The 26,675-nt window shown below is 64.1% G+C and carries 26 protein-coding genes; 8 read left to right on the top strand and 18 right to left on the bottom strand.

Features of this window, described 5'->3' with window-relative positions; genetic code table 11:
- Positions 1 to 17: 17 nt before the first annotated feature.
- The 5 genes from DS839_RS31095 to pcaD are packed head-to-tail and all read right to left on the bottom strand — an operon-like array spanning position 18 to position 3,425.
- The gene (locus DS839_RS31095; protein ID WP_119274430.1) at positions 18 to 1,046 is read right to left on the bottom strand and encodes a 3-carboxy-cis,cis-muconate cycloisomerase; all 1,029 of its coding nucleotides are present in this window, start codon (positions 1,044 to 1,046) and stop codon (positions 18 to 20) included.
- A complete protein-coding gene (locus DS839_RS31090) occupies positions 1,043 to 1,540 on the bottom strand; it encodes a peptidase associated/transthyretin-like domain-containing protein (RefSeq protein WP_119274429.1) in 498 nt (165 codons plus the stop codon). Before DS839_RS31090 ends, DS839_RS31095 begins: the two co-directional genes overlap by 4 nt.
- A 1-nt stretch (position 1,541) precedes the next feature.
- Positions 1,542 to 2,246, bottom strand: coding sequence for a protocatechuate 3,4-dioxygenase subunit beta (gene pcaH / locus DS839_RS31085; RefSeq protein ID WP_119274428.1), 705 nt, complete (start codon positions 2,244 to 2,246; stop codon positions 1,542 to 1,544).
- Complete coding sequence (gene pcaC / locus DS839_RS31080; protein WP_119274427.1) at positions 2,243 to 2,632, bottom strand: 4-carboxymuconolactone decarboxylase; 390 nt, start codon at positions 2,630 to 2,632, stop codon at positions 2,243 to 2,245. The genes pcaH and pcaC overlap by 4 nt, the downstream gene beginning before the upstream one ends.
- Complete coding sequence (pcaD, locus tag DS839_RS31075; protein ID WP_119274426.1) at positions 2,625 to 3,425, bottom strand: 3-oxoadipate enol-lactonase; 801 nt, start codon at positions 3,423 to 3,425, stop codon at positions 2,625 to 2,627. Before pcaD ends, pcaC begins: the two co-directional genes overlap by 8 nt.
- Before the next feature lie 153 nt (positions 3,426 to 3,578).
- On the opposite strand from pcaD, the gene hpaR reads away from it, so the two are divergent.
- Positions 3,579 to 4,049 (top strand): homoprotocatechuate degradation operon regulator HpaR, encoded by a 471-nt coding sequence (hpaR, locus tag DS839_RS31070; protein WP_119274425.1) that lies wholly within the window; start codon positions 3,579 to 3,581, stop codon positions 4,047 to 4,049.
- Between the two features lie 40 nt (positions 4,050 to 4,089).
- Here hpaR and DS839_RS31065 read toward each other — a convergent pair whose 3' ends face one another.
- The 5 genes from DS839_RS31065 to DS839_RS31045 all read right to left on the bottom strand — a co-directional run bounded on the left by DS839_RS31065 (position 4,090) and on the right by DS839_RS31045 (position 9,550).
- Complete coding sequence (locus DS839_RS31065; RefSeq protein ID WP_119274424.1) at positions 4,090 to 5,133, bottom strand: ABC transporter ATP-binding protein; 1,044 nt, start codon at positions 5,131 to 5,133, stop codon at positions 4,090 to 4,092.
- On the bottom strand, positions 5,130 to 6,125 hold the full coding sequence (locus tag DS839_RS31060) for an ABC transporter ATP-binding protein (protein ID WP_162918923.1): 996 nt from the start codon (positions 6,123 to 6,125) through the stop codon (positions 5,130 to 5,132). The genes DS839_RS31065 and DS839_RS31060 overlap by 4 nt, the downstream gene beginning before the upstream one ends.
- A complete protein-coding gene (locus DS839_RS31055; RefSeq protein ID WP_119274423.1) occupies positions 6,125 to 6,961 on the bottom strand; it encodes an ABC transporter permease in 837 nt (278 codons plus the stop codon). The genes DS839_RS31060 and DS839_RS31055 overlap by 1 nt, the downstream gene beginning before the upstream one ends.
- Positions 6,958 to 7,896, bottom strand: coding sequence for an ABC transporter permease (locus tag DS839_RS31050; protein ID WP_119274422.1), 939 nt, complete (start codon positions 7,894 to 7,896; stop codon positions 6,958 to 6,960). Before DS839_RS31050 ends, DS839_RS31055 begins: the two co-directional genes overlap by 4 nt.
- Before the next feature lie 73 nt (positions 7,897 to 7,969).
- On the bottom strand, positions 7,970 to 9,550 hold the full coding sequence (locus tag DS839_RS31045; RefSeq protein ID WP_119274421.1) for an ABC transporter substrate-binding protein: 1,581 nt from the start codon (positions 9,548 to 9,550) through the stop codon (positions 7,970 to 7,972).
- Positions 9,551 to 9,773: 223 nt separating this feature from the next.
- Between DS839_RS31045 and DS839_RS31040 the strand changes: the two genes are divergently transcribed.
- Genes DS839_RS31040 through DS839_RS31010 form a run of 7 tightly spaced genes read left to right on the top strand, consistent with a single transcriptional unit; the run spans position 9,774 to position 17,623 of the window.
- Positions 9,774 to 10,787: a GntR family transcriptional regulator gene (locus DS839_RS31040; RefSeq protein ID WP_119274420.1), complete on the top strand. Its 1,014-nt coding sequence runs from the start codon at positions 9,774 to 9,776 to the stop codon at positions 10,785 to 10,787.
- Positions 10,777 to 11,475: a creatininase family protein gene (locus DS839_RS31035; RefSeq protein WP_119274419.1), complete on the top strand. Its 699-nt coding sequence runs from the start codon at positions 10,777 to 10,779 to the stop codon at positions 11,473 to 11,475. Before DS839_RS31040 ends, DS839_RS31035 begins: the two co-directional genes overlap by 11 nt.
- Positions 11,475 to 12,509 carry a ketopantoate reductase family protein gene (locus tag DS839_RS31030; RefSeq protein ID WP_119274418.1) on the top strand — a complete coding sequence of 345 codons (1,035 nt, stop codon included), beginning with the start codon at positions 11,475 to 11,477 and terminating at the stop codon, positions 12,507 to 12,509. The genes DS839_RS31035 and DS839_RS31030 overlap by 1 nt, the downstream gene beginning before the upstream one ends.
- Complete coding sequence (locus tag DS839_RS31025; RefSeq protein ID WP_119274417.1) at positions 12,506 to 13,261, top strand: SDR family NAD(P)-dependent oxidoreductase; 756 nt, start codon at positions 12,506 to 12,508, stop codon at positions 13,259 to 13,261. Before DS839_RS31030 ends, DS839_RS31025 begins: the two co-directional genes overlap by 4 nt.
- Positions 13,262 to 14,611: a dipeptidase gene (locus DS839_RS31020; RefSeq protein WP_119274416.1), complete on the top strand. Its 1,350-nt coding sequence runs from the start codon at positions 13,262 to 13,264 to the stop codon at positions 14,609 to 14,611.
- 38 nt (positions 14,612 to 14,649) lie between these two features.
- Positions 14,650 to 16,230, top strand: coding sequence for an ABC transporter substrate-binding protein (locus DS839_RS31015; protein ID WP_119274415.1), 1,581 nt, complete (start codon positions 14,650 to 14,652; stop codon positions 16,228 to 16,230).
- A 19-nt stretch (positions 16,231 to 16,249) separates the two neighbouring features.
- Complete coding sequence (locus tag DS839_RS31010) at positions 16,250 to 17,623, top strand: amidase (protein ID WP_119274414.1); 1,374 nt, start codon at positions 16,250 to 16,252, stop codon at positions 17,621 to 17,623.
- On the opposite strand, the gene DS839_RS31005 is transcribed toward DS839_RS31010, so the two are convergent.
- The 8 genes from DS839_RS31005 to DS839_RS30970 are packed head-to-tail and all read right to left on the bottom strand — an operon-like array spanning position 17,589 to position 26,662.
- Entirely contained in the window at positions 17,589 to 18,083 is a 495-nt protein-coding gene (locus tag DS839_RS31005) for a RidA family protein (RefSeq protein WP_119274413.1), read from the bottom strand. The genes DS839_RS31010 and DS839_RS31005 overlap by 35 nt on opposite strands.
- 13 nt (positions 18,084 to 18,096) lie before the next feature.
- Positions 18,097 to 19,356 carry a D-amino acid dehydrogenase gene (locus DS839_RS31000; protein ID WP_162918921.1) on the bottom strand — a complete coding sequence of 420 codons (1,260 nt, stop codon included), beginning with the start codon at positions 19,354 to 19,356 and terminating at the stop codon, positions 18,097 to 18,099.
- A gap of 1 nt (position 19,357) precedes the next feature.
- Positions 19,358 to 20,509 (bottom strand): DSD1 family PLP-dependent enzyme, encoded by a 1,152-nt coding sequence (locus DS839_RS30995; RefSeq protein ID WP_119274411.1) that lies wholly within the window; start codon positions 20,507 to 20,509, stop codon positions 19,358 to 19,360.
- A complete protein-coding gene (locus tag DS839_RS30990; protein WP_119274410.1) occupies positions 20,502 to 22,427 on the bottom strand; it encodes a D-apionate lactonase family protein in 1,926 nt (641 codons plus the stop codon). Before DS839_RS30990 ends, DS839_RS30995 begins: the two co-directional genes overlap by 8 nt.
- Entirely contained in the window at positions 22,420 to 23,751 is a 1,332-nt protein-coding gene (locus tag DS839_RS30985) for a glycoside hydrolase family 140 protein (protein ID WP_119274409.1), read from the bottom strand. Before DS839_RS30985 ends, DS839_RS30990 begins: the two co-directional genes overlap by 8 nt.
- 3 nt (positions 23,752 to 23,754) lie before the next feature.
- The gene (locus tag DS839_RS30980; RefSeq protein ID WP_119274408.1) at positions 23,755 to 24,834 is read right to left on the bottom strand and encodes an ABC transporter ATP-binding protein; all 1,080 of its coding nucleotides are present in this window, start codon (positions 24,832 to 24,834) and stop codon (positions 23,755 to 23,757) included.
- An 11-nt stretch (positions 24,835 to 24,845) separates the two neighbouring features.
- The gene (locus tag DS839_RS30975) at positions 24,846 to 25,718 is read right to left on the bottom strand and encodes a carbohydrate ABC transporter permease (RefSeq protein WP_119274407.1); all 873 of its coding nucleotides are present in this window, start codon (positions 25,716 to 25,718) and stop codon (positions 24,846 to 24,848) included.
- Positions 25,718 to 26,662, bottom strand: a complete 945-nt coding sequence (locus DS839_RS30970) for a carbohydrate ABC transporter permease (RefSeq protein WP_119274406.1) — start codon at positions 26,660 to 26,662, stop codon at positions 25,718 to 25,720. Before DS839_RS30970 ends, DS839_RS30975 begins: the two co-directional genes overlap by 1 nt.
- Positions 26,663 to 26,675 lie beyond the last annotated feature (13 nt).

The raw sequence follows: 26,675 nt of genomic DNA, 5'->3' as shown, positions 1-26,675 counted from the left end.
CTCAATTCGACAGTGGTTCACTTTCCCGCCTGAAAGCGTATTCTTCCAAGCAGATCGGTTGTCATGGCGAGAGCGGCCGCCGTTGTCTCGATCATGCCGGGAAGGATCATCCATTCGAGCGCCCAGGCCGCACCCGAGCGCTCCTGCTCATGGATGAGAGCGTGATGGATGCCCGAAACTTGTGTCGCGTTGAAGCGCGCCATGGCCACCAGCAATTCCGCCTGAACCGGATTCTGCTTGTGATGCATGGCCGATGATGTCCCGGCTCCTTCTATTTTGACTTCGCCGATCTCATTCTGCGCCATGAGCGCAATGTCCTGGCCGATCTTCCCCAGCGTGCCCGAGACCAGCGACAGCCAGGAGGCGAATTCCGCCAGATTGTCGCGCGCGGTCTGCCAGCCTTCCGGCGCAACACCGAGGTCCAGCTCGCGCCCCAGGGCCGCGACCCAGGGGCCACGGTCGATGCCGACGGGGCCCCCCGTCTGCAGCACGAGCAGATGCGGCGCGAGGACTGCGAGCCGGTCGAGATGGCGCTTGAGAGGTGTCCGCCAGGTCGCGAGCCGGTCCGAAACACGAACCGGCAATGCCCGCTGCATCCGCGTTCGGCCCATCTGGGTGAGCGCGCCATATTCGCCGTCCAGGCGATCGATCGCCGCGAGAATATTGTTGAGGCGTTTCTCGTAGAGCGCGAGGACAGGCTTGAGCCTGAGCGTCAGCGCGGTGTCGATGACATCCTGGCTGGTGGAACGCAGATGCAGCGCATCGCGGTGGCTCTCGGGCAGGGCGTCACGCAACTGGCGGACGAGCTCGGGGACCGCCATGCCGTCGCGCTTTATGCCGGAGAGGAGCTTGTCCCGATCCACGATGAAGCTGGCGCGCAGCCGGCAAATGGCCGATGCGGCGTCGGGCGTGATTAGCCCGCTCTCGGCCTGGGCCTTGGCGAGCGCTACCTCATAGTCGAGCATGGCGGCGAGCTCGGCCTCGGCCGAAAACAACCGGGAAATCTCCTCATCCCGCCACAGCGCCTCATGCAGCGCCTGGGTCACAGGTCGAAAAACACGGTTTCGTGCGCTCCCTGCATGCGGATGTCGAAGCGATAATGGCCGCCGCCCTGATGTCGGGCCAAGAGCGTGTCGCGCCGCTCCTCGGCGATGGAAGCCAGGACCTCATCGTCCTGGTTCACTTTGGCCTCATCGTCGAAATAAAGCCGCGTATAGAGATGCGAGAGAAGGCCACGCATGAAGACGATGACGTCGATATAGGGCCTGGACGGCTTCACCGTCTCGAAGCGGAAGGAGGCATCGGGCGTCGTGCCCGTGCCCTGCCGCGCAATCCCTTCCTCTTGCCACAGCTCCACCAGGGCGTCGGTGATCGCTACTCCCTTTCCATCGAACACCTGCCCCGTGATGGTGATCCTCTTTCCTTTGCCGTCGATGCGGCCAGGGAGGAGCTGCTTGAAGGGATAGCGATATTGCTCGGGCGTCAGGACATAGGCGAAGAATGGCCCGACGGTCTGCGATGGTGTCTGATAGCGCTTCATGTCAGCGGCCCTCGAACGGGGTTTCGGCGGAGCCGCGCAGCACGATGTCGAAATCATAGCCGAGCGCGAAGCCCTCTTCGGTCACGGCGAGAGAGAAACGCGAGATCAGGCGCTCGCGCGCTTTCTCCGGCGTCCCCTGGAAGATCGGGTCATGGGCAACGAGCGGATCGCCCGGAAAATACATCTGGGTGACGAGGCGCGAGACGATGGAGGAACCGAGCAAGGAGAAATGGATGTGGCTCGGCCGCCAGGCATTGGCGTGATTGCCCCAGGGATAGGCGCCGGGCCTGACGGTCAGGAAGCGGTAGCGCCCTTCCGTATCCGTGACACAGCGCCCGCCGCCGAAGAAATTGGGGTCGAGAGGAGCCTGATGCTGGTCGGTCTTGTGGATATAGCGGCCGGCGGCATTGGCCTGCCAGAGCTCGATCAGCACTTGCGGGATCGGACGGCCGCGCTCATCGAGAACGCGGCCCGAGACGATGATGCGTTCGCCCAAAGGCTCGCCGCTGCGCCTGGCATTGCGCGTCAGGTCATGATCGTCGGGACCAATGCCGCCATGGCCATAAACGGCAAGGCTTCGCTTGCTCAGAGCCTGTTTCAAGGGAACGAGCGGCTTCGCCGGCGCCCGCAGGACCGTCGAGCGATAGGCCGGGTAGAGCAAGGGCGGATGGGCCATCCAATCGCGTCCGCCGGAGGTGCTGGTCATGCCGTGCTCCCTGGCGCGGACAGTTCCCGCTTGGCGATCTTGATCGCGCGATTGGCCGCCGGGACGCCGGCATAGAGCGCCACATGAAGCAGCGCCTCCATGATGTCGGAAGCCGAGGCGCCGGTATTCGAAGCGGCCCGGACATGCATCGCCACTTCCTCGTCATGGCCCAGCGCCGCGAGCAGCGCGATGGTGATGAGCGAGCGCTCGCGCAAACTCAGTTGCGGGCGCGACCAGACATGGCCCCAGGCGGCTTCGGTGATGAGCGCCTGGAAGGGTTCATCGAGCGAGGTCTTGTTCGCCTCGGCGCGGTCCACATGCGCCTCGCCCAGAACGCGCCGGCGCATCGCCATGCCTTGCTCGTACCGTGTCTTGGCCTCAGCCATGAGCGCCTACCTTTCCGATGAAGGACGTGATCAATTGCGCCAGTCTTCCCGGCTGCTCCAGACATGGCAAGTGGGCACAGCTCTCGATCACGGTGAAATCGCTTCCCTTGATGCGCTCCGCCATGGATTTGACGAGATCCGGCGGGGTCGAGCCGTCGCCGTCGCCGGCGATGCACAGCGTGGGGACGGCGATCCGGCCGGCGGCCGCGGTCAGATCGGCATCGCGCAGCGCAGCACAGGTGCCGGCATAGCCCCGCGCTTCCTGGCGCAGCAGCATGGTGCGCGCTCCCGCAAGGAGCGGATTGTCCGCGGTGCGGAAAGCGGGGGTGAACCAACGCGTCATGGTACCCTCGGCAATCGCGGCAAGCCCGTCTTTCTCCACCAGGCGGATGCGCTCGTTCCACAGATCGGCCGTGCCGATCCTGGTTGCCGTGCAACAGAGAATGAGCCCTCGCACCAGGTCTGGACGCGCCTCAGCCAGGCCCTGCGCGATCAATCCACCGACGGAAAGGCCGCAAATGACCGCCTTTCCGATCCTGAGGTGATCGATGAGCCCGGCAAGGTCTTGCACATGATCGGCAATGCCATAGGGCGGCGAGCCGAGCTCGGTCAGCCCATGGCCGCGCTTGTCATAGGCGAGGATCGAGGCGCTGTCGCCCAAGAGGTCGGCAACCGCATCCCATATTCTGAGATCGGTCCCGACGGAGTTGGCAAACACCAGCACCGGCTTGCCGCGACCCTTATCCGACCAGCGGTAGTGAATGACGAGACCGTGAAGTTCCGCAAATTGCATTGCAACCCCTGCCAGGAACATTCTGGCACAGCTGCCGCGCCAGTGGCAGAGGTCACGGCGCCAGGATCGGCTGTGCCTTGAGTTTCGATTCCCGGACCGGCGTGCCGGCCAGGGTCGAATTGCCTGCCACGGGGAATTGCGGGATAAGTGTGCATGATCGGTTCATCGAAACTGGCCGAGCGGCCCAAAGCCGACACGCTGCCGCCCATCCGCCAGTCGCTGCCCATGGCCTTCCTTCGTGCCCGTGAAGCCGTAATGGCGCGCTTCCGTCCCCTGCTTGCCGCGCATGATGTCAGCGAGCAGCAATGGCGGGTCATCCGCGTACTCGGTGAATCAGGCCCGCTCGACGCGACCGAGGTTGCACGGCGCTGCTGCATCATGAAGCCCAGCCTGACCCGCATCATCCGAGCGCTGGCGCAGCGCAAGCTCATCATCCGGCGCAAGGACGATGACGACGGCCGCCGCCTCATCCTTGATGCGACACCCAAGGCGCATGAGATGATCACCAGCATGATGCCTCAGATCAATGTGGTCTATGATGCGCTGGAGCAGGAATTCGGCAAGGACCGGCTCGAGCAGCTCCTCGTCATCCTGGAAGAGCTGACCGAGACCCGACCATCATGATCGCCGACCGCTGCGCCGACTTCATTCTCGGGCTTTAGGCTCAGGCCTTGAACTGACGCAGATCGCGCCGGCCGTCGAGCGCCACGCCTGCATCATGCAAATGACAGGCGACGGCATGGTTGCCCTGATGCGTCTCGAGCGCCGGCACTTCCGAGCGGCAGCGGTCCATGACATAGGCGCAGCGCGGATGGAACGGGCAGCCTCTGGGAATGGCCAAGGGGCTCGGCAATTCGCCGCGCACCGCATCGACCACCGAACGGCGCGCCGGATCGAGCTCCGGTGCGGCCTTGAGCAAGGCTTCGGTATAGGGGTGGCCGGGCGCGCCGAACAGCCTTTCGGTCTCGCCCAGCTCGACGATCGAGCCCAGATACATGACGGCGACGCGATGGGAAATATGCCGGATGAGGCGCAGATCATGGGCGATGAACAGGATGGTCAGCTTGAGGCGCTGCTGCAATTCGAGAAGCAGGTTGATGATCTGCGCCTGCACCGATACGTCGAGCGCCGAGACGAGCTCATCGGCGATGAGGAACTCGGGCTCGACCGCCAGCGCCCGCGCTATGCCGATCCTTTGCCGCTGGCCGCCGGAGAATTCATGCGGGTAGCGATCGGCGGCATCGAGCGGCAGCCGCACCAGCCCCAAGAGCTCATCGACCCTTTCGCCAACGGCCTTGCCCTGCCTCAGCTCATGGAACCGGATCGCCTCCGACAGCATCTGACGGGCGGTCATGCGCGGATTGAGCGAGCCGTAAGGGTCCTGGAACACCATCTGGACGCGGCGGTTATAGTCACGGCGCTCGGCCCCTTCGAGCTTGAGGACATCGCGGCCGCCATAGGTGATGGTGCCCCCGGTCGGGGCGAGAAGTCGAACGAGACAGCGCGCCAATGTGGACTTGCCGCAGCCCGATTCACCGACGATGCCCAGCGTCTCGCCGCGCATCAGCGCGAAGCTGACGCCGTTCAGGGCATGGACGATGCGGTGTGGCCGGCTGGCCAGCCGGTCGAGCAGCGCCTGTGGCAGCTCGAATTTCATGGCGAGGCTTTCGACGCGCATGACGGGATCGGCTGGCGCGGAGGCGCTCATCGACGCGCGACCTCCTGGTGGCGCAGGCAGGCCGTTTCGTGCCTGGGCGCAATGCGCAGCAAGGGCGGCGGCGCTTTACGGCATTCCTCGATCACGAAGGGGCAGCGCGGCGCGAAGGCGCAGCCTGCCGGCCGGCTCGTCAGCGATGGCGGCTGCCCCGCGATAGACGACAGCGGCTGGCGCAGGCCGCCACCGCGCGGCACGGAATTGAGCAAGCCCAGCGTATAGGCATGATGCGGCTCCCTGAAGATCGTCGTCACCGGTCCCGTCTCCACTACGCGGCCCGCATACATGACGGCCAGCCGGTCGCAGGTCTGGGCGATGACGCCCAGATCATGCGTCACCAGCACCACGCTCATCTTGAGATCGTCGCGCAGGCGCAAGATCAGCTTGAGGATCTGGTCCTGTATGGTGACGTCGAGCGCGGTGGTGGGCTCGTCCGCCAGCAGCAGCCGGGGCGATGAGGCGAGCGCAATCGCGATCATCGCCCTTTGCCGCATGCCGCCCGAGAACTGGTGCGGATAATCGTCGATGCGCGATCTGGCGGCCGGGATTCCGACGAGATCGAGGAGTTCGACCGCCCGCGCCTGGCGCCCCTTGGCGTCGAGATGGGTGTGCTCCTCGAGATTCTCGCGGATCTGCGTGCCGACGCCGAGCACCGGATTGAGCGCCGACATCGGTTCCTGGAAGATCATCGCGATCTCCCCACCCCGGACGCGGCGCAATTCGTGATCCGGCATGCCGAGAATGTCCCGCCCGCGCCAGAACACCTGCCCTTTGATGCGCCCCGGCGCCTTCACCAGCCTCAGGATCGAGCGCAGCGTCAGGCTTTTGCCCGAGCCCGATTCGCCCGCGAGCCCCAGCACCTCGCCCGGCAGCACGTCGAAATCGACGCCGTCCACCGCGGTCAGTTCCTGGCGCGGCAATCCGAAAGAGACCCGCAGGTCCCGCACCGAAAGCAGAGGCTCCGGCATGCCGGTGATGACATCCATCAGCGCTGCCTCCGGAACAGATCGGCGAGCCCGTCGCCGAGGAGGCTGAAAGCGAGCCCGGCGATCACGATGGCGATGCCGGGAAACACCGATATCCACCAGGCGGTGCTCATGAAATTCTTGCCGTCGGCGATGATGACGCCCCATTCGGCCGTCGGCGGCTGGGCGCCGAGGCCCAGATAGCCGAGACTCGAACCCAAAAGGATGTCGAGCGCCATGTCGGTCATCCAGTAGACGATGATGGGCGTCACCGCATTGGGCAGGAGATGGCGGAAGATGAGACGCGGCTCGGTATAGCCCAGGACGCGCGCGGCGGCGGCATAGTCGCTGTGCTTCTGCACCATGATCTCGGCGCGCGCCAGTTGCGCATAGAACACCCAGCCGACGGCGCTGACCGCGATATACATGTTGAAGAGGCCTGGCCCCAGGACCGAGACGATGGCGATCACGATCACCAGGAAGGGAAAGGTGATCGCCACATCGACGAGGCGGCCGAAGATCGTGTCGAGCCAGCCGCCGTAATAGCCGGTCAAGGTGCCGACGAAGGTGCCGAAGACGAGCGGGAAAATGGTCGAGAAGATCGCGATCTGCATGTCGACGCGCGTGGCCCAGATCACGCGCGACAGCACGTCGCGGCCGAAATTGTCGGTGCCGAAAGGATGCGCGGCACTTGGCGGCTGCATGATCGCGCCATAGTCGAAGGCGATCGGATCATAGGGCGCGAAGACCCAGGGCACGCAGGCCATCACGATCAGGAGCGCCATCAAGGTCGCGCCGGCGACCAGCGTCCAGCGCGGACGCACCAGCAGGACGGAAGAAAATACTGCCGCCGTCATTGCCGACCGACCCTTGGATCGAGCGCCGCCTGGACGAGGTCGGTGATCAGGAACACCAGCGACACGAGCAAGGCGAGGACCAGGGTCAGGCCCTGGATCACCGGATAGTCGCGGCCATAGATGGAATCGATGAGCAGCCTGCCGATTCCGGGAATGGCGAAGACCGACTCGGTGATGACGGCGCCGCTCACCAGCGTGCCGATATTCAGGCCGAACAGCACAACGGTCGGGATGAGCGCATTGCGCAGCACATGGCGGCCGAGCAGGAAGCGGCGGCGCAAGCCCTTGGCGCGGGCGAAATCGACATATTCGGCATCGAGGACCTCGATGATGCTGTTGCGCAGATTGCGCATCAGCACGGCCGACAGGCTGAGCGCCAGCGTCATGGCCGGCAGGAAGAGATGATAGATATTGTCGAAGAAGCCGTGGCCGAAGCCGCCGACCGGGAACCAGCGGAAGCGCGCCGCGAGGAAAGTCAAAAGCACGATGCCGATATAGAAGACCGGCATGGAGAGCCCGACCTGGAAGCCGGCGCGAATGAGGTTGTCGAGGGCTGAATCGCGCCTGACCGCGCCGATGAGCGCCATCGGCACCGCCAGGATGACCGCCATGATCGCGGCGAGCGCGGTCAGGAACAAGGTCACCGGCAGGCGCTGCAGGACGAGATCCAGGACCGGCACTTTGAGGATGATGGAAGAGCCGAGGTCGCCACGGAAGAAATGCTCGAGGAAGATGGCGAATTGCACCGGCAGCGGGCGGTTGAGGCCGAGCTCGGTATTGATGCGGGTCACCGCCTCATCGGTGGCATGAATGCCGAGCACGGCGCTCGTCGGGTCGCCTGGCAGCAAGCGCACCAGGATAAAGACGATGATCATGATCAGGAAGAAGGTCGGCACGACCTGCATCAGCCTGATCACTACATAGTTCAGATTCATGCTTTCACCCGGGCTCTCGGGTCAGCCGGCGAAGGCGTGATCACGGCAGGGCTCGGTTACAGCCGACCGGCGGTCACTTTTCCAAGTAAGCACCCGAAAAGATGTTGTTGCCAAGCGGGATCTGCACAAAGCCCTTCACATTCTTGCGCAAGGCAACCGGATAGCCTGACTGATAAAGGAAGATGATCGGCGCCGCCTGCATGTAGATTTCCTGGATCTCTTTGTACATGCCGGCACGCTTCTCCTTGTCCATTTCCTGCTGCGACTTTTCGAAAAGCTCGTTGATCCGCTTGTCCTCGAAACCGCCATGCAGGGATTGGATAAGGGGGTAATAGGCAAAATAGGACGTGATCTCGCTCGGATCATTGATGTCGTCGGTCCAGGGCGAAACCCGCATCTGGAAATCGGCGTCGCGATAGCGCGCGGTGCGCGTGGCATTGTCGAGCTGCTCGATATTGAGCTTGATGCCGACCTGCCCCCACATCTGCTGGATGGTGGAGAGGATTGCCGTCTCATCGGCGCTGCCCGCCAGCTGGATCGTGGAGAGTTCGGTCCCGGGCGCAATGCCCGCCTCCTGGAGCAAGGCCTTGGCCTTCTCCACGTCATAGGGATAGGCCGGGCCATTGTCCAAGACCATGGGCGTCGCCGAGGACATGAAGGACACGGTGGGAGCGCCGACATCGAAGGTCACGATCTTGATGAGGGCGCTCTTGTCGACGGCATAATTGAGAGCCTGGCGCACCTTCACATCGGCGAGGACGTTCTTGGCGCCGTTCTTGAGCGTCGGGCGGATGTTCATGCCGAGCAAGGTCACGCGCGTGGACGGAAACAGGATCATGTCGAGATTGGGATCGTTCCTCAGCTCGCCGACCCGCGCATAGGGAATGAACTCGGCGCCATCGACCTCGCCCGCCTGCAGCTTGAGGATCCGCGTCGCGTCATCGGGAATGACGGGGAAGCGCACCTTGTCGAGATAGGGCAAAGCCTTGCCGTCCTCACCCATTTGCCAGTAATGCGGGTTGCGGGCGATGACGAGCTCGGTGCCGCGCTGCCAGCTTTCGAACATGAAAGGTCCCGATCCGATCGGATGCTCGGCGAAGACCTTGGCTTTCTCCTCATCGGTCGCACCGGGCGAGGCCTCGAAAGGCTTCTGCGGCAGGATCGCGCTGTTGAAGGTGGCGAGTGCTGCGGCGAGCGTCGGATCGGGATGCTTGAGATGCAGGACGACCGTATCGGCGCCCTTCGTCTCGATGCTGTCGAGCGACACCAGGGTGAAATTCCAGATGCCGTTCTTGGGATTGCGGGCGCGGTCGAGCGACCATTTGACGTCTTCCGGCGTGATCGGCGCGCCGTCGGAGAATTTGATGCCGGGCCGCAATTTCAAGGTGAGGGTCAGGCCGTCGGCCGATACCTGATAGTCGGCGGCGAGGCCCGGCACGACGCCTTTGCCGTCGGGCGAGGGCTGCAGCAGCGTGTCATAGAGGTTGGTGAGGATCCAGATGTCGACATTGGCGTCGTTGAGCACCGGGTCCAGGAACAACGAGTCCGCATATCGCGCATAGGTCATTGTGCCGCCGCGCGTGGCGGCTTGCGCCGCCTGGCCAAGCAACAGCAGCAAACCGCAAGCCAAAAGCACCCGAAACCAGCGAGCCATGAGCGTTCTCCCTGAATGAGTATTATTGTTCTAATTGACTATGACATCACGAAGTGAACGGGCGAGTCAAGCAAGCTCAACCAGACCCTGATTTTCCCTATTTCTTTCAAATGTGTGAGAAAGAAGGCTTCCGTTACGATAGCGCAGGCAATTCTCTTCTTGCTCGTCGGCAAGCTATTGTTCTAACGTAATAGAACATCTGTCTGAGAGCCAACCCGCCGTGATGCCCTTCAACATCGATCCCGAGCTCCCCGTCCCCTTGGGTGTTCAGCTTCGGGGCGTCATCGAATATGGCATCGTGTGCGGTCAGCTGCCGGCCGGCTTGCAGCTGCCGCCGGTCAGGGCGATGGCGAGCCAGCTCAATATCGCGCCCATGACGGTGAGCCAGGTCTATAAGGAGCTGAAGGCCGCAGGCCTGCTCGAGACCAAGCAGGGCCACGGCACCTTCGTCAGCAAATCGATCCCCCAGCAGGTAAGGCCCGCGATCCTCGATCTGCAATTGCGCATCGACCAGTTGCTGCATGACGCCGCCGCCGCGGGCCTCACGGCGCCGGAGCTCGTGGCGCTCGTCAATGCGCGCATCAACCGGCGCGGTGCCGCCACGCAGGGTCTGCGCCTCGTCTTTGTCGGCCTCTTCGAGGAAGCCACCAAAGCCTATGGCGCCGATATCCAGGCGAAGCTGCCGGACGGCGATGTCATCCACACGACGACGCTCAACGCGATATTGACCAACGATCTCCTGCGCCAGCGCGCCGTCAATGCCGATCTCGTCCTCACTTTGGCCAACCGCAAGGCGGATGTGGCGGAGATCCTCGGCGGCAAGCAGCGCGTGCTCGGCATCAACTATATCCCTTCCGAGCGCACCCGCACCCTTCTCGCCGGCATCGATCCCTTGGCGCATGTCGCAATCGTCTCGACTTTCCCTGAATTCCTGCCGATCATGAAAGCCGGCGTGCAGCGCTTCGCGCCGCATGTCCATCACATCAAGGCGACCGTGCTCGAAAGCCCGGATCTCGCGGAAACGCTCAGCCGCGCCGATGTCGTCGTCCATGCGACAGGCTCCGAGAAGGCCATCGGCCTCATCAGGCCGAGCAGCTCTCATTTCGAATACCGGCACACGCCCGATCCGATCGAGATCGACCAGGTGCTGTTGCCGATGCTCGAAGCCATTCGCGGCGACTTGCCCATAACGCCGGCACCCCCCATGCCCGATCTGAGGAGATCCCATGAAAATTAAAGACATGAACTGGATGCAGGTGGAAGACTATCTGAAGCGCGACGATCGCTGCGTCGTGCCGATCGGCTCGACCGAGCAGCATGCGCAATTGAGCTTGCTGGTCGACGGCATTCTCGCCGAACGCGTGGCGACAGATGCCGCCGAGCCCTTGCGCGTGCCAGTGTTCCCGCCGGTGAATTACGGGATCACCCCCTATTTCCGCGCCTATCCCGGCACCGTCTCCTTGCGCGTCGAAACCCTGCTGCATATCGCCGAGGACATATTGGAATGCCTCGCCGAACACGGCTTCAAGCGCATCCTGATCGTCAATGGCCATGGCGGCAATTCGCCGGTGAAAGCCTTGGCGGAGCAATGGGTGACGCATCGCGCCGGAATCCGAGTCAAGTTCCATAACTGGTGGAACGCGCCCAAGACGCTGGCCAAGGTGAAGGAGATCGATCCCGCCGCCTCGCACGCCTCATGGATGGAGAATTTCCCCTGGACCCGCCTCGACGGTGTCAAGGCTCCGACCCAGCAGAAGCCGATGATCGATCTCGATCGGATGAGCGGCGTCAATGCCAAGGATATCCGCAAGCTGCTCGGCGACGGCAGTCTCGGCGGCTATTACGAACGCCCCGACGAGGAGATGCATGCACTGTGGGCGGTCGCCGTCGCCGAAACCCGCGCTCTGATCGAGCACAATTGGTGATGAGCGGCGATCCCATCCTCTTCTGGGGTGCCGGCGCCATTGGCGGCACGGTCGGCGCCTTTTTGCGCGAGGCGGGCCTGCCGGTGCTCTTCGTCGACAAGAGCGCAGCACACGTCAAGGCGATCAACAATCAAGGGCTCGCGATCACCGGGCCGATCAGGGAGTTCCGCGTCACCGCCAAGGCCGCCTTGCCGGAGGAGCTCTCCGGCCGCTTCGGCCTCATCTTCCTGTGTGTGAAGGCGCAAGATACCGCTGCCGCGGCCGACAGCCTCGCCCCCTTCCTCACCGAGGATGGCGCGGTGGTCTCGCTGCAGAACGGCCTCAATGAGCAAGTGATCGCGGCCCGCATCGGCGCTGAACGCACCGTTGGCGCATTCGTCAATTTCGGCGCCGACTATATGTCGCCCGGCGTCGTCCATTATGGCGGCCGCGGCGCGGTGGTCACGGGCGAGCTCGACGGCGAGAGCCGTCCCCGCACCCGCGATGTCCAGCGGCTGCTGCACATATTCGATGAGCGCGCGGTGCTCACCGCGAATATCTGGGGCTTCCTGTGGAGCAAGCTCGCTTACGGCGCGCTCCTCTTCGCCACCGCGCTCACCAACGACTCGATCGCCGACTGCCTTGCCAACCCCCGGTACCGGCCGGTCCTCATCGCGCTGACCCGCGAGGTGATCGATATCGCACTCGCCAACAAGATCACGCTCGAACCTTTCGACGGATTCGATCCCAAAGCCTTCATGGCGGGCAAGCGCGAGGCCGAAGCCTCGCTCGACGCGCTCGTCGCGCATAACCGGAAATCCGCCAAGACGCATAGCGGCATATGGCGCGATCTCGCGGTGAGAAAGCGCAAGACCGAGGTCCGGCCGCAGCTCGAACCGGTGGTCGCCGCCGCCCGCAGCCGCGGCCTGATGGCGCCGCTCACCCGGCGCACCATCGCGCTCATCGTCGAGATCGAGGACGGGGCGCGGCCGCTTGCTTCGGAAAATCTCGATGAGCTTGCGAAACTTCTGCCCAATGCAAGAGCGTCGACATGAAGATCGATTTCTCCGGGAAAACAGTGGTGGTGACGGGCGCCGGACATGGTTTCGGCCGCGCCATCAGCCTCGCCTTTGCCGAGCGCGGGGCGCATGTCTGGGCCTGTGATCTCAACGCACGAGGCCTCAGCGAGACCAAAAGCCTGTGCAAGGGCGCCTGCGAGACCCGCACCCTCGACATCGCCGACCGCGCGGCGGTAGGGGACCTCATCGCCGAGGCGGCAAAGGGCCGCGCGGTCGACATCCTCGTCAATAATGCCGGCGGCGTGCGCGGCCAGGTGGGAAGGCCGCTCGAGGAGATATCCGAATCCGACTGGCACAGCATCTTCGATGCCAATGTGACGGGCGCCTTCTATTGCATCCAGGCGGTGGCGCCCGGCATGAAGCAGGCGCGCTTCGGGCGCATCATCAACATCTCGAGCCGCGCCGGCCTGGAGATCAGCCTCACCGGCATCCAGGCCTATGCCTCGGCCAAGGCGGCGCAGATCGGGCTGACGCGCCAACTCGCCCATGAGCTTGGCCCCTGGGGGATCACCGTCAACAATGTGGCGCCGGGTTTCGTGCGCTCCAATCCCACGACCGAGAAGCAATGGCAGTCCTATGGCGAAGAGGGCCAGCGCCGGCTCGTCGAGTCGATCGCGCTCAAGCGCCTGGGCGCGCCCGACGACATCGCCCATGCTGTGATGTTCTTCGCCTCCGATTTCGCCGGCTGGATCACCGGCCAGGTGCTGAGCGTCGACGGGGGCAAGTGAATGACGAGACCTGAAATCGTCGACGAGCTCATCGCTTTCGCCGGCATTCCGAGCGTCAGCACCGATCCCGCTTATGCATCCCATGTCACCGAAGCGGCCGATTGGCTCGCGGAGCGCCTGAAGCGCGCCGGTCTCGACGCGGTCATCGTCCACCAGACTCCCGGCCATCCGATCGTCACGGCGCAGTGGCTCAGGGCCGAGAGTGCCCCGACCGTCCTCGTCTATGGCCATTATGACGTCCAGCCGCCCGATCCGGTGGAAAGCTGGAAGTCTCCGCCCTTCGAGCCGCAGTTGCGCGATGGACGCATCTATGGGCGCGGCGTCTCCGACGACAAGGGCCCGCTGCTCATTGCCATCAAGGCGGCCGAAGCCTGCTTGCATGGCTCCGGGCGCTTGCCGGTCAATCTCAAATTCGTGATCGAGGGCGAAGAGGAGTGCGGCAGCCCCAATCTCGAAGCCTTCATCAAGATGCATGCGGGGGAGCTTGGCGCGGATCTCGTGCTCTCCGCCGACGGCGCCATGTGGCGGCCGGACGAGCCGTCCATCACCGTCGCCAATCGCGGCCTTGCGGCGCTCGAATTCACCGTGACGGGTGCGGCCAAGGACCTGCATTCCGGCCGTCACGGCGGCGGCATCGCCAATCCGCTGCATGCGATTGCCGCTCTGGTCGCCTCCTTGCACGATGCCGACAACCGTATCGCGGTCGAAGGCTTCTATGACGCGGTGAAACCCGCCGATGACGCGGCGCGCCGGATGATCGGCGCCTTGCCCTTCGACGAGGAGCGCTATCTGCGCTCGATCGGCGCCCGCGAGGGTGTCGGCGAGAAAGGCTATTGCCTGCTGGAGCGGCAGTGGCTTAGGCCGACGCTCGACGTTAACGGCCTGTGGGGCGGCTATCAGGGCCCCGGCGGCAAGACGGTCATCGCGCGCTCTGCCTCCGCCAAGATCACTTGCCGGCTGGTGCCGGATCAAGAGCCTCAGACGATCGTCAGACTCATTTCCCGCCACTTGCAGCGCAACTGCCCCGCGGGTGTTGCGCTCGACATTCGTGCCGACGGCCACGGCTCCAAGGCCTATGAGGTGCCGGGCGACCATCCGGGCCTCGCCATCGCCGAGCGGGCGCTCCAGGAGATCTATGGCAAGCCCGCTTTGCGCGTCAGGATGGGCGCCACCATCCCGATCGGCCTCATCTTCCGCGAGGCGCTCGGCGCCGAAACGATCTTCTTCTCCTTTTCGACGGCGGACGAGGATTACCACGCCCCCAATGAATTCTTCCGGCTCTCGCGCCTCGATGAAGGGGTCAGGGCGTGGCTGCGCTATTGGGAGCTCCTCGGCGCGGAACGTGCATGACTTAAAAAACAACCAAGCATCAAACAGGGAGATACGCCATGAAGTTCGCATATCGCATTCTTGCCGTCCTGTTGTTCGCCCTCGTCAGCATCACGACGGCCGATGCCGCCAATCGCGGCGGCACGCTCACCTTCGCGCGCAACGCCGATTCGCTGTTCCTCGATCCGGTGCTCAACCAGCGCAATGTCGACATCTGGATCCTCACCAATCTCTATGACACGCTGCTGCAGCCGAGCGTCGACGGCAAGTCGATCGAGCCCGGCCTTGCCAGCGAATACAAGACCTCCGATGACGGATTGTCGCTGACGCTCAAACTCCGGTCCGGCGTCAAATTCGCCGACGGATCGCCGCTCACCGTCGATGACGTCAAATGGTCGCTCGACCGGGCGCGCAACCCCAAGAACGGCACCTGGAACTTCCTGCTCGAATCCATCGAGTCGATCGCGGTGGAGGGTACCGACACGGTGACCTTGCGGCTCAAGCATCCTGATCCGGTGATCACCGCCGCGCTCGCCATCTTCAACAGCGCCATTATGCCCAAGAAACTGTTCGAGGCGGCGCCGGGGGCCACGGAAGAGGACAAGGCGAAGGCCTTCGCCGAGCATCCGATCGGCTCGGGCCCCTTCGTGCTCGAGCGCTGGGAGCGCGGCACGGAAATGGTGCTGAAGCGCAATCCCAATTATTGGCAGGCGGGCGACGACGGCAAGCCCCTGCCCTATCTCGATGAGGTCAAGTTCGAGGTCATTCCCGACGACGCGACCCGCATCCTGAAGCTGCAGGCGGGCGAGGTCGACGCTGCCGAATTCATCCCTTACGCCCGCGTCGCCGAGCTCAAGGCGGATCCGGCCCTCAATATGGAGTTGTTCCCCTCGACCAAGGTGACCTATCTCACCCTCAATATCCGACCCAAGCTCAAGAACGGCAGCGACAATCCGCTGGCCGATGAAAAAGTGCGCCAGGCTCTCAATTATGCGGTGGACAAGACCGCCTTCATCAAGCTCGTGACCTTCGATGTCGGCAGCCCGATGCGCTCCTTCATGTCGTCCTCGACGCCTTTGTTCCATGGACCGGTGCCGGCTTACGAATTCAACCTCGATAAGGCCAAGGCGCTGCTCAAGGAAGCGGGCCGCGACGGCGGCTTCTCGGTGACCGCCATGGCGCTCGCCGGCAGCGCTGACGATTCGGCCACGCTCTCCACCATCCAGCAGATGTGGTCGGCCTTGGGCGTCACCTTGACGATCGAGCAGGCCGACAATGCCACCATGGTGGCGCGCTATAATGACGCCGACTTCCAGATCCAGACCGGCTACTGGACCGACGACATCATCGATCCGAGCGAGATCACGTCCTATTTCGCTTATTATCCGACGACGGAATCGCAGCACAGCGGCTATAATGATCCGACCATCCAGGATCTCTTCACCCAGAGCCAGAAGGAAGCCGACAAGGCCAGGCGCGCCGACCTGTACAAGCAGATCCAGGAAATATATGTGAAGGCCGCACCCATCGTCTTCCTTTATCAATCGCCGCTCGCCGTGGCGCTGCGCAAGCCCGTCAAGGACTTCGTGCAGATTCCTCTGGGCAACAATGTGTTCCTGCGCGCTCATATCGAACCGTGACCGGGAAGGGCGCCGGCTCATGGTCGATGATAATCTGCTCTTTTCTTCGATCGCTACGCTCGGCGCCCGTTACCGCGACGGGTCCTTGTCTCCCGTCGCGGTGACGCAGCAATCTTTGGACCGGATCGCCAGGCTCGATCCGGCCCTCAACAGCTTCATTACCGTTCTCGCCGAAGAAAGCCACGCCGCGGCGGAAGCGGCGGGCCGCGAGCTGAAGGCCGGGCGCGATCGCGGCCCCCTGCATGGGGTGCCGGTCGCGGTCAAGGACCTGGTCGAGATGGCGGATGTCCCGACCACTTTCGCCTCGCGCGCCGGGAGTCCGCGACAAGGAGAATCCGATGCCGTGCTGGTGCGCAGGCTGAAAGAGGCGGGCGCCGTCATCCTCGGCAAGACCAACCTGCTCGAATATGCCTATGGCGCCGTGCATCCGGATTTCGGCCAGACCAACAACCCCTGGGACGTGAAGCGCACATCGGGTGGATCGAGCGGCGGATCGGCCGCTGCCGTCGCCTCGGGCTTGAGCTTCGCCGCGGTCGGCACCGACACCGGCGGATCGATCCGCATTCCCGCCGCCTATTGCGGTGTCGTAGGCCTCAAGCCGAGCTTTGGCCTGGTCAGTCTCGACGGCGTCAAGGCGCTGTCACCGTCGCTCGATCACGCCGGGCCCATTGCACGATCCTGCGCCGATGCGGCCCTGATGCTGTCGGCCATGACCGGCATGCGGCACGACCTGCCGTCTGTCGCCATAAGGGGCTTGCGCATCGGGATCCTGCGTCATCCGGGTGCCGAGCGTTTCATGGAAGCGCCGATCCAGGCCTTGTTCGATCAGACCATCGCCCTTCTCGGGAAAGCGGGGGCTCATGTGCGGCCCCTCGAAATAGTGGAGCTCAAATCCGCCAATGATGCTGTGGCAAAGATCATCGAGCCGGAAGCGAGCCAGCTTCACCGCGACTTGCTACGCCAGGAAGGGCATGGCTTCTCGGCGATTACCCGCGACCAGCTCGAAGCGGGTTTCCACGTCACGGCTGTCGACTATCTCGACGCGTTGGCCGTGCAAGCGCGGCTGCGCGGCGCGTTCCAACAAGCCTTCGAGAGCGTCGATGCGATCCTCTCGCCCTCGGTGCCCTGGGTCGCGCCGGCCGAAGATCCGCCGATCGGCGGCGAAAGCGGCGTCGGCGAGATCATGTTCAGCGGCGTCTACAATCTGGTGGGCCTGCCTGCCCTCAGCATCCCCTCAGGCCTCACCGACCAAACCCTGCCGGGCGGACTACAGATCGTGACGCCCTGGAAAGCGGACGACCTGGCGCTCGCCATCGGGGCAGCGATCGAAGGGCTGCTGCCGGCGATGCGACATCCCGCTATCGGTGAGTCGCTCTTCGTTTCCGTGCCGTGAGCGGCTTGTATGCCGTGACCTTGATCTCGACGCGGCAGTCGAACATGAAATCGATGCGGAAAATCGATCGCGTCGGCTGGTTTTTGGTGAAGAACTCGCCATAGGCGCGGTTCATCTCGGCGAAGTCGCGCGGGTCGCGCAGCCATACCGAGGCATCGACGACGTCGGCCAGCGTGCAGCCCGCTTCCTTCAGGCTCGCTTCGATGTTGCGCAAGGTGGCGCGCGTCTCATCCGCCATGCTGCGCGGCGGCAAGCTGTTGCCGTCGCTGACGACAAGGCCATTCTTGTCATAGACCACATCGGCCGGATTGAACCCGTGATCGCCTTGCGCCGATGTGAACACGAAATCGCCGGCCCGCATCGCGAGCGAAATCGGAAAGCCAGGCTCGCTGCCATAGCCCTGGACCAAGGGCTGCGTCTTCCGCAGCGCCGGCTTCTTGCTCTTCGCGACTTTTGCCATCTCATTCCCCCATTCAGTGATCCGCCAGGGCGAAACCCGTGGCATCTATGGTCGGCTGTTCGCCTGCGACCATGGCCGCGACGACCTCGCCCGAGCCGCAGCCCATGGTCCAGCCAAGATGGCCGTGCCCGGCAGCGATGAAGAGATTGGCGATGGGCGATGGCCCGAGAATGGGCGTGCCGCTCGGCGTGACCGGCCTGACGCCTGCCCAGTATTTCGCGGTCCTTTGATCGACGCATCTGGCGAAATCCGGGAACACGCTGATGACGTTGTTGACGATGGCCGCGCATCTGGCGGCGCTCGGCGTCGTGTCGTAGCCCGCCACTTCGGCGGAGCCCGATACCCGCATGCGCTCGCCCAGCGGTACGAGCCCAAAAATGCGGCCGTCATCGATGACCGGTATCGGCGGGCGTTCCGGCCAGGCCTCGCCCGGCACCGTGATGGTGACGCCTTTCACCGGATAGATCGGGACGGTGATGCCGACGCCGCGCAGGATGAGAGGCGTGTAGCTGCCCAGGCTCGCGACGAATTTGTCGGCCCGCATCGTTCCACTGCTGGTGGCCACGGCGGCGATGCCGTTGCCGCCGCGCTCGAGGCCATGAACCGTCGTTCCATAGTGGAATTTGACGCCGAGCTCGGCGCAGCGCTCGGCCAGGCCCGTCGTGAATTTGTGACAGTCGCCGACCTCGTCGCGGGGGAAATAGATGCCGCCCGCCAATGTCGATGCCGTGCCCTTGAGCGCCGGCACGCGTCTTACGCATTCCGTCACATCGGCCTCGCTGTATGTGAGGCCTGAGCCCGACAGGAACTGCGCCGTCGCGATGCCGGCTTTCAGCGATTGCGCGTTGCTATAGATCTTGAGCACGCCTTGCGTGCGCACATCATATTCTATGCCGGTTTCGGCGCGAATCTGCTGCAGGACGCCAAGGCTGTGGAGCGCCAGGCGCAGATTGACCAGCGTATTGGCGTGGAACCGCTCTTCCGTGCAATTGGCGATGAACTTCAATCCCCAATGCCACATCTTCGGGATGGCGCCATAGCGCACCAGGAGCGGCGCATTCTCCTTGCCGAGCCATTTCAGGATCTTGATCGGCATGCCGGGCTGCGACCAGGGCTCGACCTCGCTCGCATGGATGACGCCGCCATTGCCGAAGCTGGTTTCGAGCGCCGCCCCCTTCTGGCGCTCGATCACCTCGACCTCGAAGCCGCGGCGGGCGAGGAAATAGGCCGTCGCCGTGCCCACGACGCCGGCTCCGAGCACGATGACCTTCATATCAACGGCCTCTCGCATCGACCGGCCATATGTCGACCAGCGTGTCGCCGCGTACGCAATGATAGCGGTCATAGAGATTGATGGTCGGATCGCAATGCGGCGTCAGGAACTCGACGGTATCGCCGATCTTCAGTTTCGAACTTTGCGGATCATATCCCACACCGCCATGCTCATCGCCCATCAGCCGATAGCTGGCGCCGGCAAGTTTGGGACTCACGACGACCGGCGGACCGCCCTCCGTCGCAAACGACTTGTAGCCGGCATTGACGATGGCCAGGCCTTCGCGATTGGCACTCACCACCGAGGTCTGCACGAGAAGAGCGGCGGCGAAAGGCGACGAGCCGCCCGACGTCATGGCGATCTCGAGATATTCGCGGTCCATGAACGGATAGGACCCGGGCTGGACCTCGGTATAGACGCCGCCATCGGGATCGATATCGAAAGTGCCCGTCCCGCCGCCGGTGACGATGTCGGGGACCAGACCTTCCGCCTTGAGATGATCGAGAAGCTCGCGCACGCGGATCATCTGGACGGTGGCCGCCGCCTTGCGTTCGGCATGGGTCGGAATGTGCTGAAGATGGCCATAATAGGCCTGCACGCCGGCATAGCGCAGATGCGCGGAATCCTTGATCCGGTGCACCAGCGCCGCTGCCGCTTCCACGCTCACCGTGCCGGTGCGGCCCTGCCCGACATCGAATTCGACGACGAGCGCCAGCCGCCGGCCGGCGGAGGCGCTCGCCGCCGCCAGCGCATCGACATTGGCCGGGTTGTCGGCAACGACCATCAGCCCTGAGCTCGCCAGATTGAGCGTCATCAGCCGGTCGATCATCGGCGGCGTCACGACCGGCGAGGTGATGAGGATGTTCTCGATGCCGCCCGAGGCCAGAGCTTCCGCCTCGCCCAGTGTCGCGCAGCATATGCCAATGGCCCCGGCCGCAACCTGCCGGCGGGCGATCTCGATCGACTTGGCACCCTTGCTGTGCGGCCTGAGATTGATGCCGGCCTTCCTGGCATGCGCCGCCATGGCCGCGATATTGCGCTCGAGCGCGTCGAGATCGAGAAGCAAGGCCGGGGTGTTGAGCTTCAGGCGTCCGCCTTTCACGCCGATGAATCTCTCGTTCGGTCCACGATCGGTCTTCTGGTGGTCAGCCATTTCCATTCCCCATCTCGATGCGGGCGATGCCATATGCCCCGATTTCGATCTCCCGGCCGGTCCGGGAACCCTTATGTGCGTCAAGGAAAGCGGGCTCCGCGGCCGCGGCTTCGAACGTCTCTTCATCGAGGCGGCGCGAAGCGAAATCATCTCCCGGCAGGATGACGCGCTGCGGCTCATCGCTCAGATTGGCGAGCCACAGGACGTTGCGGTTATCCCCGTCGCGATGTGCGAGAGCCCTGATCCGCGCCGGATCCGACGAGATCGTCCCGATACAAGGCCGGCCTGAGGCTTTCGCCATCCCCCGCACCACGTGATAGATCGGATGGACAGCCGGACGATCGATGATCCCGAGTTCGCCCACGAGGGCAGCCGGGCTGATGGCGGCGATGCCGTTCCGGGCAGCTTCCGCGACCGCGGCCAGCGTCCAGGCCGCGCCGAACAGGCCGCGGTGGCGTGGGTCGCTGCGCACCATCGTGCGGCGAGTATTGTCGGGATTGGCCGTCGGCGCGCCATAAGGTCCGCTGTCGAGGCCGAGGCTTGCGGCGATCATCCGATAGGGCATGTTGCCGGCGAAGGCCCGCACCGTCCGCGCCATCGCGCTGAAGGAGTCCAGATTCTCCATCATCGTGCGGTCATCCGCGGCATGGACGACGCTGCAGGCGATATGGGTGATGTAATCGATGAGGCCGACGGGCGGCCAATTGCGGTTGAGCTCGGTGAAGAAGCCGAAGGTCCCGCCGCCGATGGTCATGCCCGGGAAGGCTTCGCGCGTGGCGCGATAGACGTCGCCGAGCAGCGCCAGGGATGGCGGCGGCGGACCGGGCTCGAGGCGGATGCGGTCTTCAGCGATGGCGACCGCGATCGATTCCGGCGATAAGCCGGATTGGCGCAGCATCTCGGCGCATTCCTTGAGCTCGCGCAAGGGATCGCGGCGGCACGGCGCCACCAGCTCGAGCGTCAGGCCGGCGCCGATGGCTTGCGCCAGGGCGCCAAAGCGCTGCAGCTCACCGGTGCCATGACCGGCTCGCGGATCAAAGCGAGCATTGAGCATCTGTGCGCCAACCTCGCGCAAGAGACCGGTGACGGTCGAGGCCTCTTCCAGCCACTGCAGCGGCGCCCGCAAGCCGATGTCCGGCATGCGTGCATCACTGGCAGCGAAAGAGACCCCGACCGGGACACTGCCCCTCATTCTGGACGATCCGGTGCCTTTGGCCGGCAATCCGGAGAAACTGAGCGTCACGGCCTGCGTGACTACGCTGCCGCCCGCGATGGTGTAGGGAAAGGGCAAAGCCAACGGCCGCACATAGGTCTTGAAGGAGGCATCGAGCCAATTGCGATGATCCTCCATCTCCCATGTGTCGCCTTCCATCATGCAGGTCGCGCGGATGCCGGGCTCGACCTCATGCGAGAGGCTGCGGATGTCGAGAAAGCACTGCTCCGGATCGATGAAGCCGGGAAAGCGCGCCTCTCGCTTCGCGCCATTGGTATGGGTGACCTCGACCGGGCAGCCGGCAACACCGTCGAGCGGATGCAGGATGACGAAGCCCGTCCGGTTGGTAAGGAAATCCCTCTGAGGTCTTGCCGTGCCGGTGAAGCGCAGTGTCCCGTCGGCTCGCCCCTCGATCTCGCCCGACCATGGTAATTCGCCGTCATGGGTGCGGCAAAGCGCATCGAAAGTGACGCTGAAGCCGTTCTCCTCCTGCTTCACCACGAGATTGCTGAGCTGCGGCTCGGGCGTATCCCAGTTGCGGTCGCGCACCAGGAAGGCGATGGCGCGCAGAACCTCTCTTTCGCCCAAGCGGACCCAGCGCAATGCGCCATTCTCCAATGTCGCCGACAGCGGTCCGGCCTGGAGCTCGATCCGCTCAGGCGACGGCTGCGACGTACCGAAGAGCGCGATCGACCGTTCAATCATCCTCGCCCCCGGTGGACTTGAGAACGAGCACGGAATCCTCCATGAAGGGCGGCGCCAGGACCGCAGGTCCTTTCGTCAGCAAGGTCCCGCCTGAAATCCGCCGGCCGCTCGCCGGATCGAACCATTCGACGGAAGCCCAAGGCCCTTTGAGCGTGCCGAGCTGCACCTCGACCGGACGGCAGATGGGCAAATAGGCCGCACCGACACGGCCATCGCGGGTCAGCGCCGCCGTCACGCGGTCGAGGCCGCGCGCCTCGCCGAGTCCGCCGGAAACGAGCCGGCGCTCGAGATCGGGCACGAACTCGCTCCACGGCAGCGTCCGGAAGAAATCGCCCCAAAGCGCCATGGCGTGCGAGCCCGGCAGATCGAGGGCCGCTTGCCAGCCTTCGCCGAACAGCCAGACCGGGTGATTGCCCATGCAATGGCCGTTGCCGCCGCACAGGACCGACCAATAGGCCTGGCGGCGGATCTGCTGAGCGCTCGCATTGTGCTCGCCTTCATAGGTCGACTCGATCAGGAAGAACGGCATGGTGGGCCGGCGCTGCCAGTCCTCGATCAGGAGGCGATGCACGATGCCGTAGGTGTAGGTGATGTTGAGGTCGAGCCAGTCGGCGCCGGCGAAGGTCTCGGCGGCCGAGAATTCGGGATGGGTGTGGCCGGTGAAGAGATTGGCCGCGCCGGCGTCACGCAGGCCGTGCGCGACCGCATCGAGCCCGGCCCGCGTCTCCTCCGGATGCCAATCGCCGCCAATGCACCAGATGATATTGGCGAATCGGCCGAAGCGCTGGCCGAGGTAGGTGCCGTATTTGCGGCATCCCTCTGGCCCGGTGGCGACGATCTCGTCATACCAGCCGTCGAGATGCGGCGAGACGCCTTTGCCGCGGTCGCGCCGGTAGCCGATATAAGCGGGCGCCAGGATCACGGCGAAGCCGCGCGCGGCGCAAGCCTCGAGGACGCGCTCGGCGGCGTCGAAATAAGCGTCATTGGGCGTCGTCATGTCGCCCGGTTTCACGAAGGGCTCACGCCCGGCCCGGTCGCGGGGCGCATCCTGCGAGTAAAGATGTTCGATGAGATTGACGATGAGGGTGTTGAAGCCTTTGGCCTTGCGGTCGTCGAGATAATGCACAGCCTCGGCATGATCGAGATTGGCGATGAGCGACCAGGCGGCATCGCCCTGGATGAGGAATGGTCTTCCATCAGAATCAAGAAGGCGTCTCTTGTCGGCGGAGATCGACAGCGGATAGCGCGCCATGGGCGCCTGTGCGGCGGGGGCTGCCCTTCCCAATTCGCGCTCGACCGGATGAACCTGGTGGAAAGGGTGCATGTCTCAGCTCTCCTCGAGCATGGGCATGCGGTTGCCCGCTTCATCGAACAGCCGCAAATGCTCAAGCGGGAAGCGGACGTTGATGCGATCGCCCTCCTTCGCCTTCGTCGCGCCGTCCACACGCACCGTCAGCGCCGCGCCCGCACCCGTCCTTGCGCGTAAATAGGAGTCGGGGCCGACACGCTCCACTGCATCGATCACTGCGGGAAGCCCGCCATTGCGTATCTCGACATGTTCCGGTCGGATGCCGAGCGTCACCGGTCCAGGCTTGAGGCCCGAGGGCACAGCGGCCTCGATGGGACCGCGAAACACACCGCTTTCGATAAGGCCCCCGAACATGTTCATCGGCGGGCTGCCGACGAAGGTCGCGACGAAGACATTGGCGGGTGTCGCATAGAGCTCCGCCGGTGTGCCGACCTGCTGGACGACGCCGCTTTTCATGAGGACGATGCGGCTCGCCATGGTCATGGCCTCGACTTGGTCATGCGTCACATAGATCGTCGTGCGCCCGACGCGCTTGTGCAGCCGGACCAGCTCGGCCCGCATCTCGACGCGCAACAGCGCGTCGAGATTCGACAAGGGCTCGTCCATCAGGAAGATATAGGGCTCGCGCACGATGGCGCGGCCGAGCGCCACGCGCTGGCGCTGGCCGCCCGACAATTCGTCCGGAAAACGGTCGAGCTGGGCGCCAAGCTGCAGCAGATGTGCCGCGGTCTCGACCTTGCCGCGGACCACATCGCGGTCGATGCCGCTCATCTTCAGTGGGAAGCCGAGATTTTCGCGCACCGTCATATGCGGATAGAGCGCGTAGTTCTGGAACACCATGGCGACGTCGCGCTGGGCCGGCTTCAGATAATTGGCGAGCCGGCCGGCAATATGGATCTCGCCGCTCGTCAGCTCGTCGAGACCGGCAATGAGCTTGAGGAGCGTGCTCTTGCCGCAGCCCGAGGGCCCCAGAAGAGCAATGAACTCGCCCGGCGCCACGGTGAGGTTGACGCCGTCCAGCACCGTCGTCTTGCCGTAATGCTTGGCGACCTCGATCAGCTCGATGGCGGGGCCGGTATAGGCGTCGGGTCGGGTCAAATGAACGGTCCTCACTGCTTCAGGGCGCCGGCCAGCGAGCGCGCCAGGAACTGGCGCTGCAGCACGAAGAAGAATATGCCGATCGGCACCAGCGACATCACGGCGGAGGCCGACCACAGGCCATAATTGGCGCCGCCATGGGCGCGCAATGCCGCGATGCCGACGGTGAGCACCTGCAGTTCATCGCTGGTGGTGGCGATCAAGGGCCAGGTGAAGCTCATGAACTGGTCGGTGAAGATGATGACCGCCAGGACCACGAGGCCGGGCTTGATGAGGGGCAGCACGATGCGCCAATAGATCGCGAATTCGCTCAGGCCGTCGAGGCGCGCGGCATTCTCGAGATCGCGCGGCAGCCCTAAGATGAATTGCCGCATCAAGATGGCGCCCAAAGGATTGGCGAGCGGCGGCAGGATCAGGGCGAGATAGGTGTTGATGAGGCCGAAGGTGGAGACGAGCGACCAGAGCGGCACGATCAACGCGCCGATGGGCACCATCAGCAGGATGAGCATCAGCATGAAGACGATGCGCTTGCCGGTGAAGTCGATCTTGGCCAGCGCATAGCCCGCCATCGAATCGAGAAAGACCTTGAGCACGGTGACGCTCGTCGCGACGAACAAGGTGTTGAACATCCAGCGCAGGAATCCCGTGTCCCACAGGAGGTCGCGGTAGTTGCCGAGATAGAGCGGGATCGGCAGGAGCTTGGGCGGATAGCTGAAGATCTCGGTGCTGTCCTTGAGCGAGGCCAGGAGGACATAATAGAAGGGCGCCACCAGGATGAAGGCGACGAGGCCCAGGACGGCATGCCGGCCGAATTCCTTCCAGCGCCTGCGCCTCAGCCTGAGACGGGCGTGCTGCTCGGCATTGAACCCTATCGCCTCGGCCATCAGTCCCCTCCCCTGCGGCCGCGCAGCAAACGCATCTGGACGAGGGTGAGCAGCAATATGGCGATGATGAGGACCAGCGAGATCGCCGAGGCAGTGCCGATCTTGTTGGTCGCGCCGAACATATAGAGCCAGACGCGGTAGATGACCGTCGTCGTCGCGGTCCCTGGGCCGCCGCTGGTCAGGACGAGCGCCGTGTCGAAGACCTGCAGGCCCCAGATTGTCGCCACTACGACCGCGAAGAAGATGATCCGCCGCAACAGCGGCAAAGTGAGGTAGCGCAGGCGCGACCAGGCGGAAGCACCGTCGAGCTCGGCCGCCTGATAGAGCTCCTTGGGCAGGCCGATGATCGCGGCCACGAAGAACAGCGCCCAATAGCCGACATTGCGCCAGACATCGAGGATCGCGAGGACGATCAAGGCATGATCGGCGCCGAGCCACACGATCGGCTTGCCGCCGAGCGCCTTCACCGCCTGGTTGAACAAGCCGAAATCGACATTGGTCATGAACAGCCAGATGAGGGCGGCGACGACGCCCGGCACCAGCACCGGGAAATAGATGAGGAAGCGGTAGATCGAGCCGCCGCGCTCGATTCGGGCAAGAAGCAGCGCGACGGCCAGCGCGCCGATGAGGATCAGGGGCACCGAGATCAGGGCGAAGACCAAGGTGTTGGTGATCGCCGCCGCGGCGCCGACGGTGTCGGGAAGATCGATGAAGTTCTTGAGGCCGACGAATTTCGTCTCAGCCCCCAAGCCGCCCGAACGCAGGCTCCACCATACCGTGCCGATGACCGGCAGCACCAGGAAGATCACGAAGCAGGCGAACATGGGCGCCAGAAACGCCCAGCCCGTGAGCTCACGGCGCGCCCTCGCTTTGCGGCGCAAGCGACGATGTTCCTCGGCCGACAGGCGCAAGCCACCGGTGCTGGTTGCGGCAGCGAGACCCATCTCGACGCTCCCT

It is taken from the genome of Taklimakanibacter deserti (assembly GCA_003574785.1).
The sequence above is the reverse complement of the archived record's forward strand: the minus strand, read 5'-3'. Positions and strand labels throughout refer to the sequence as shown.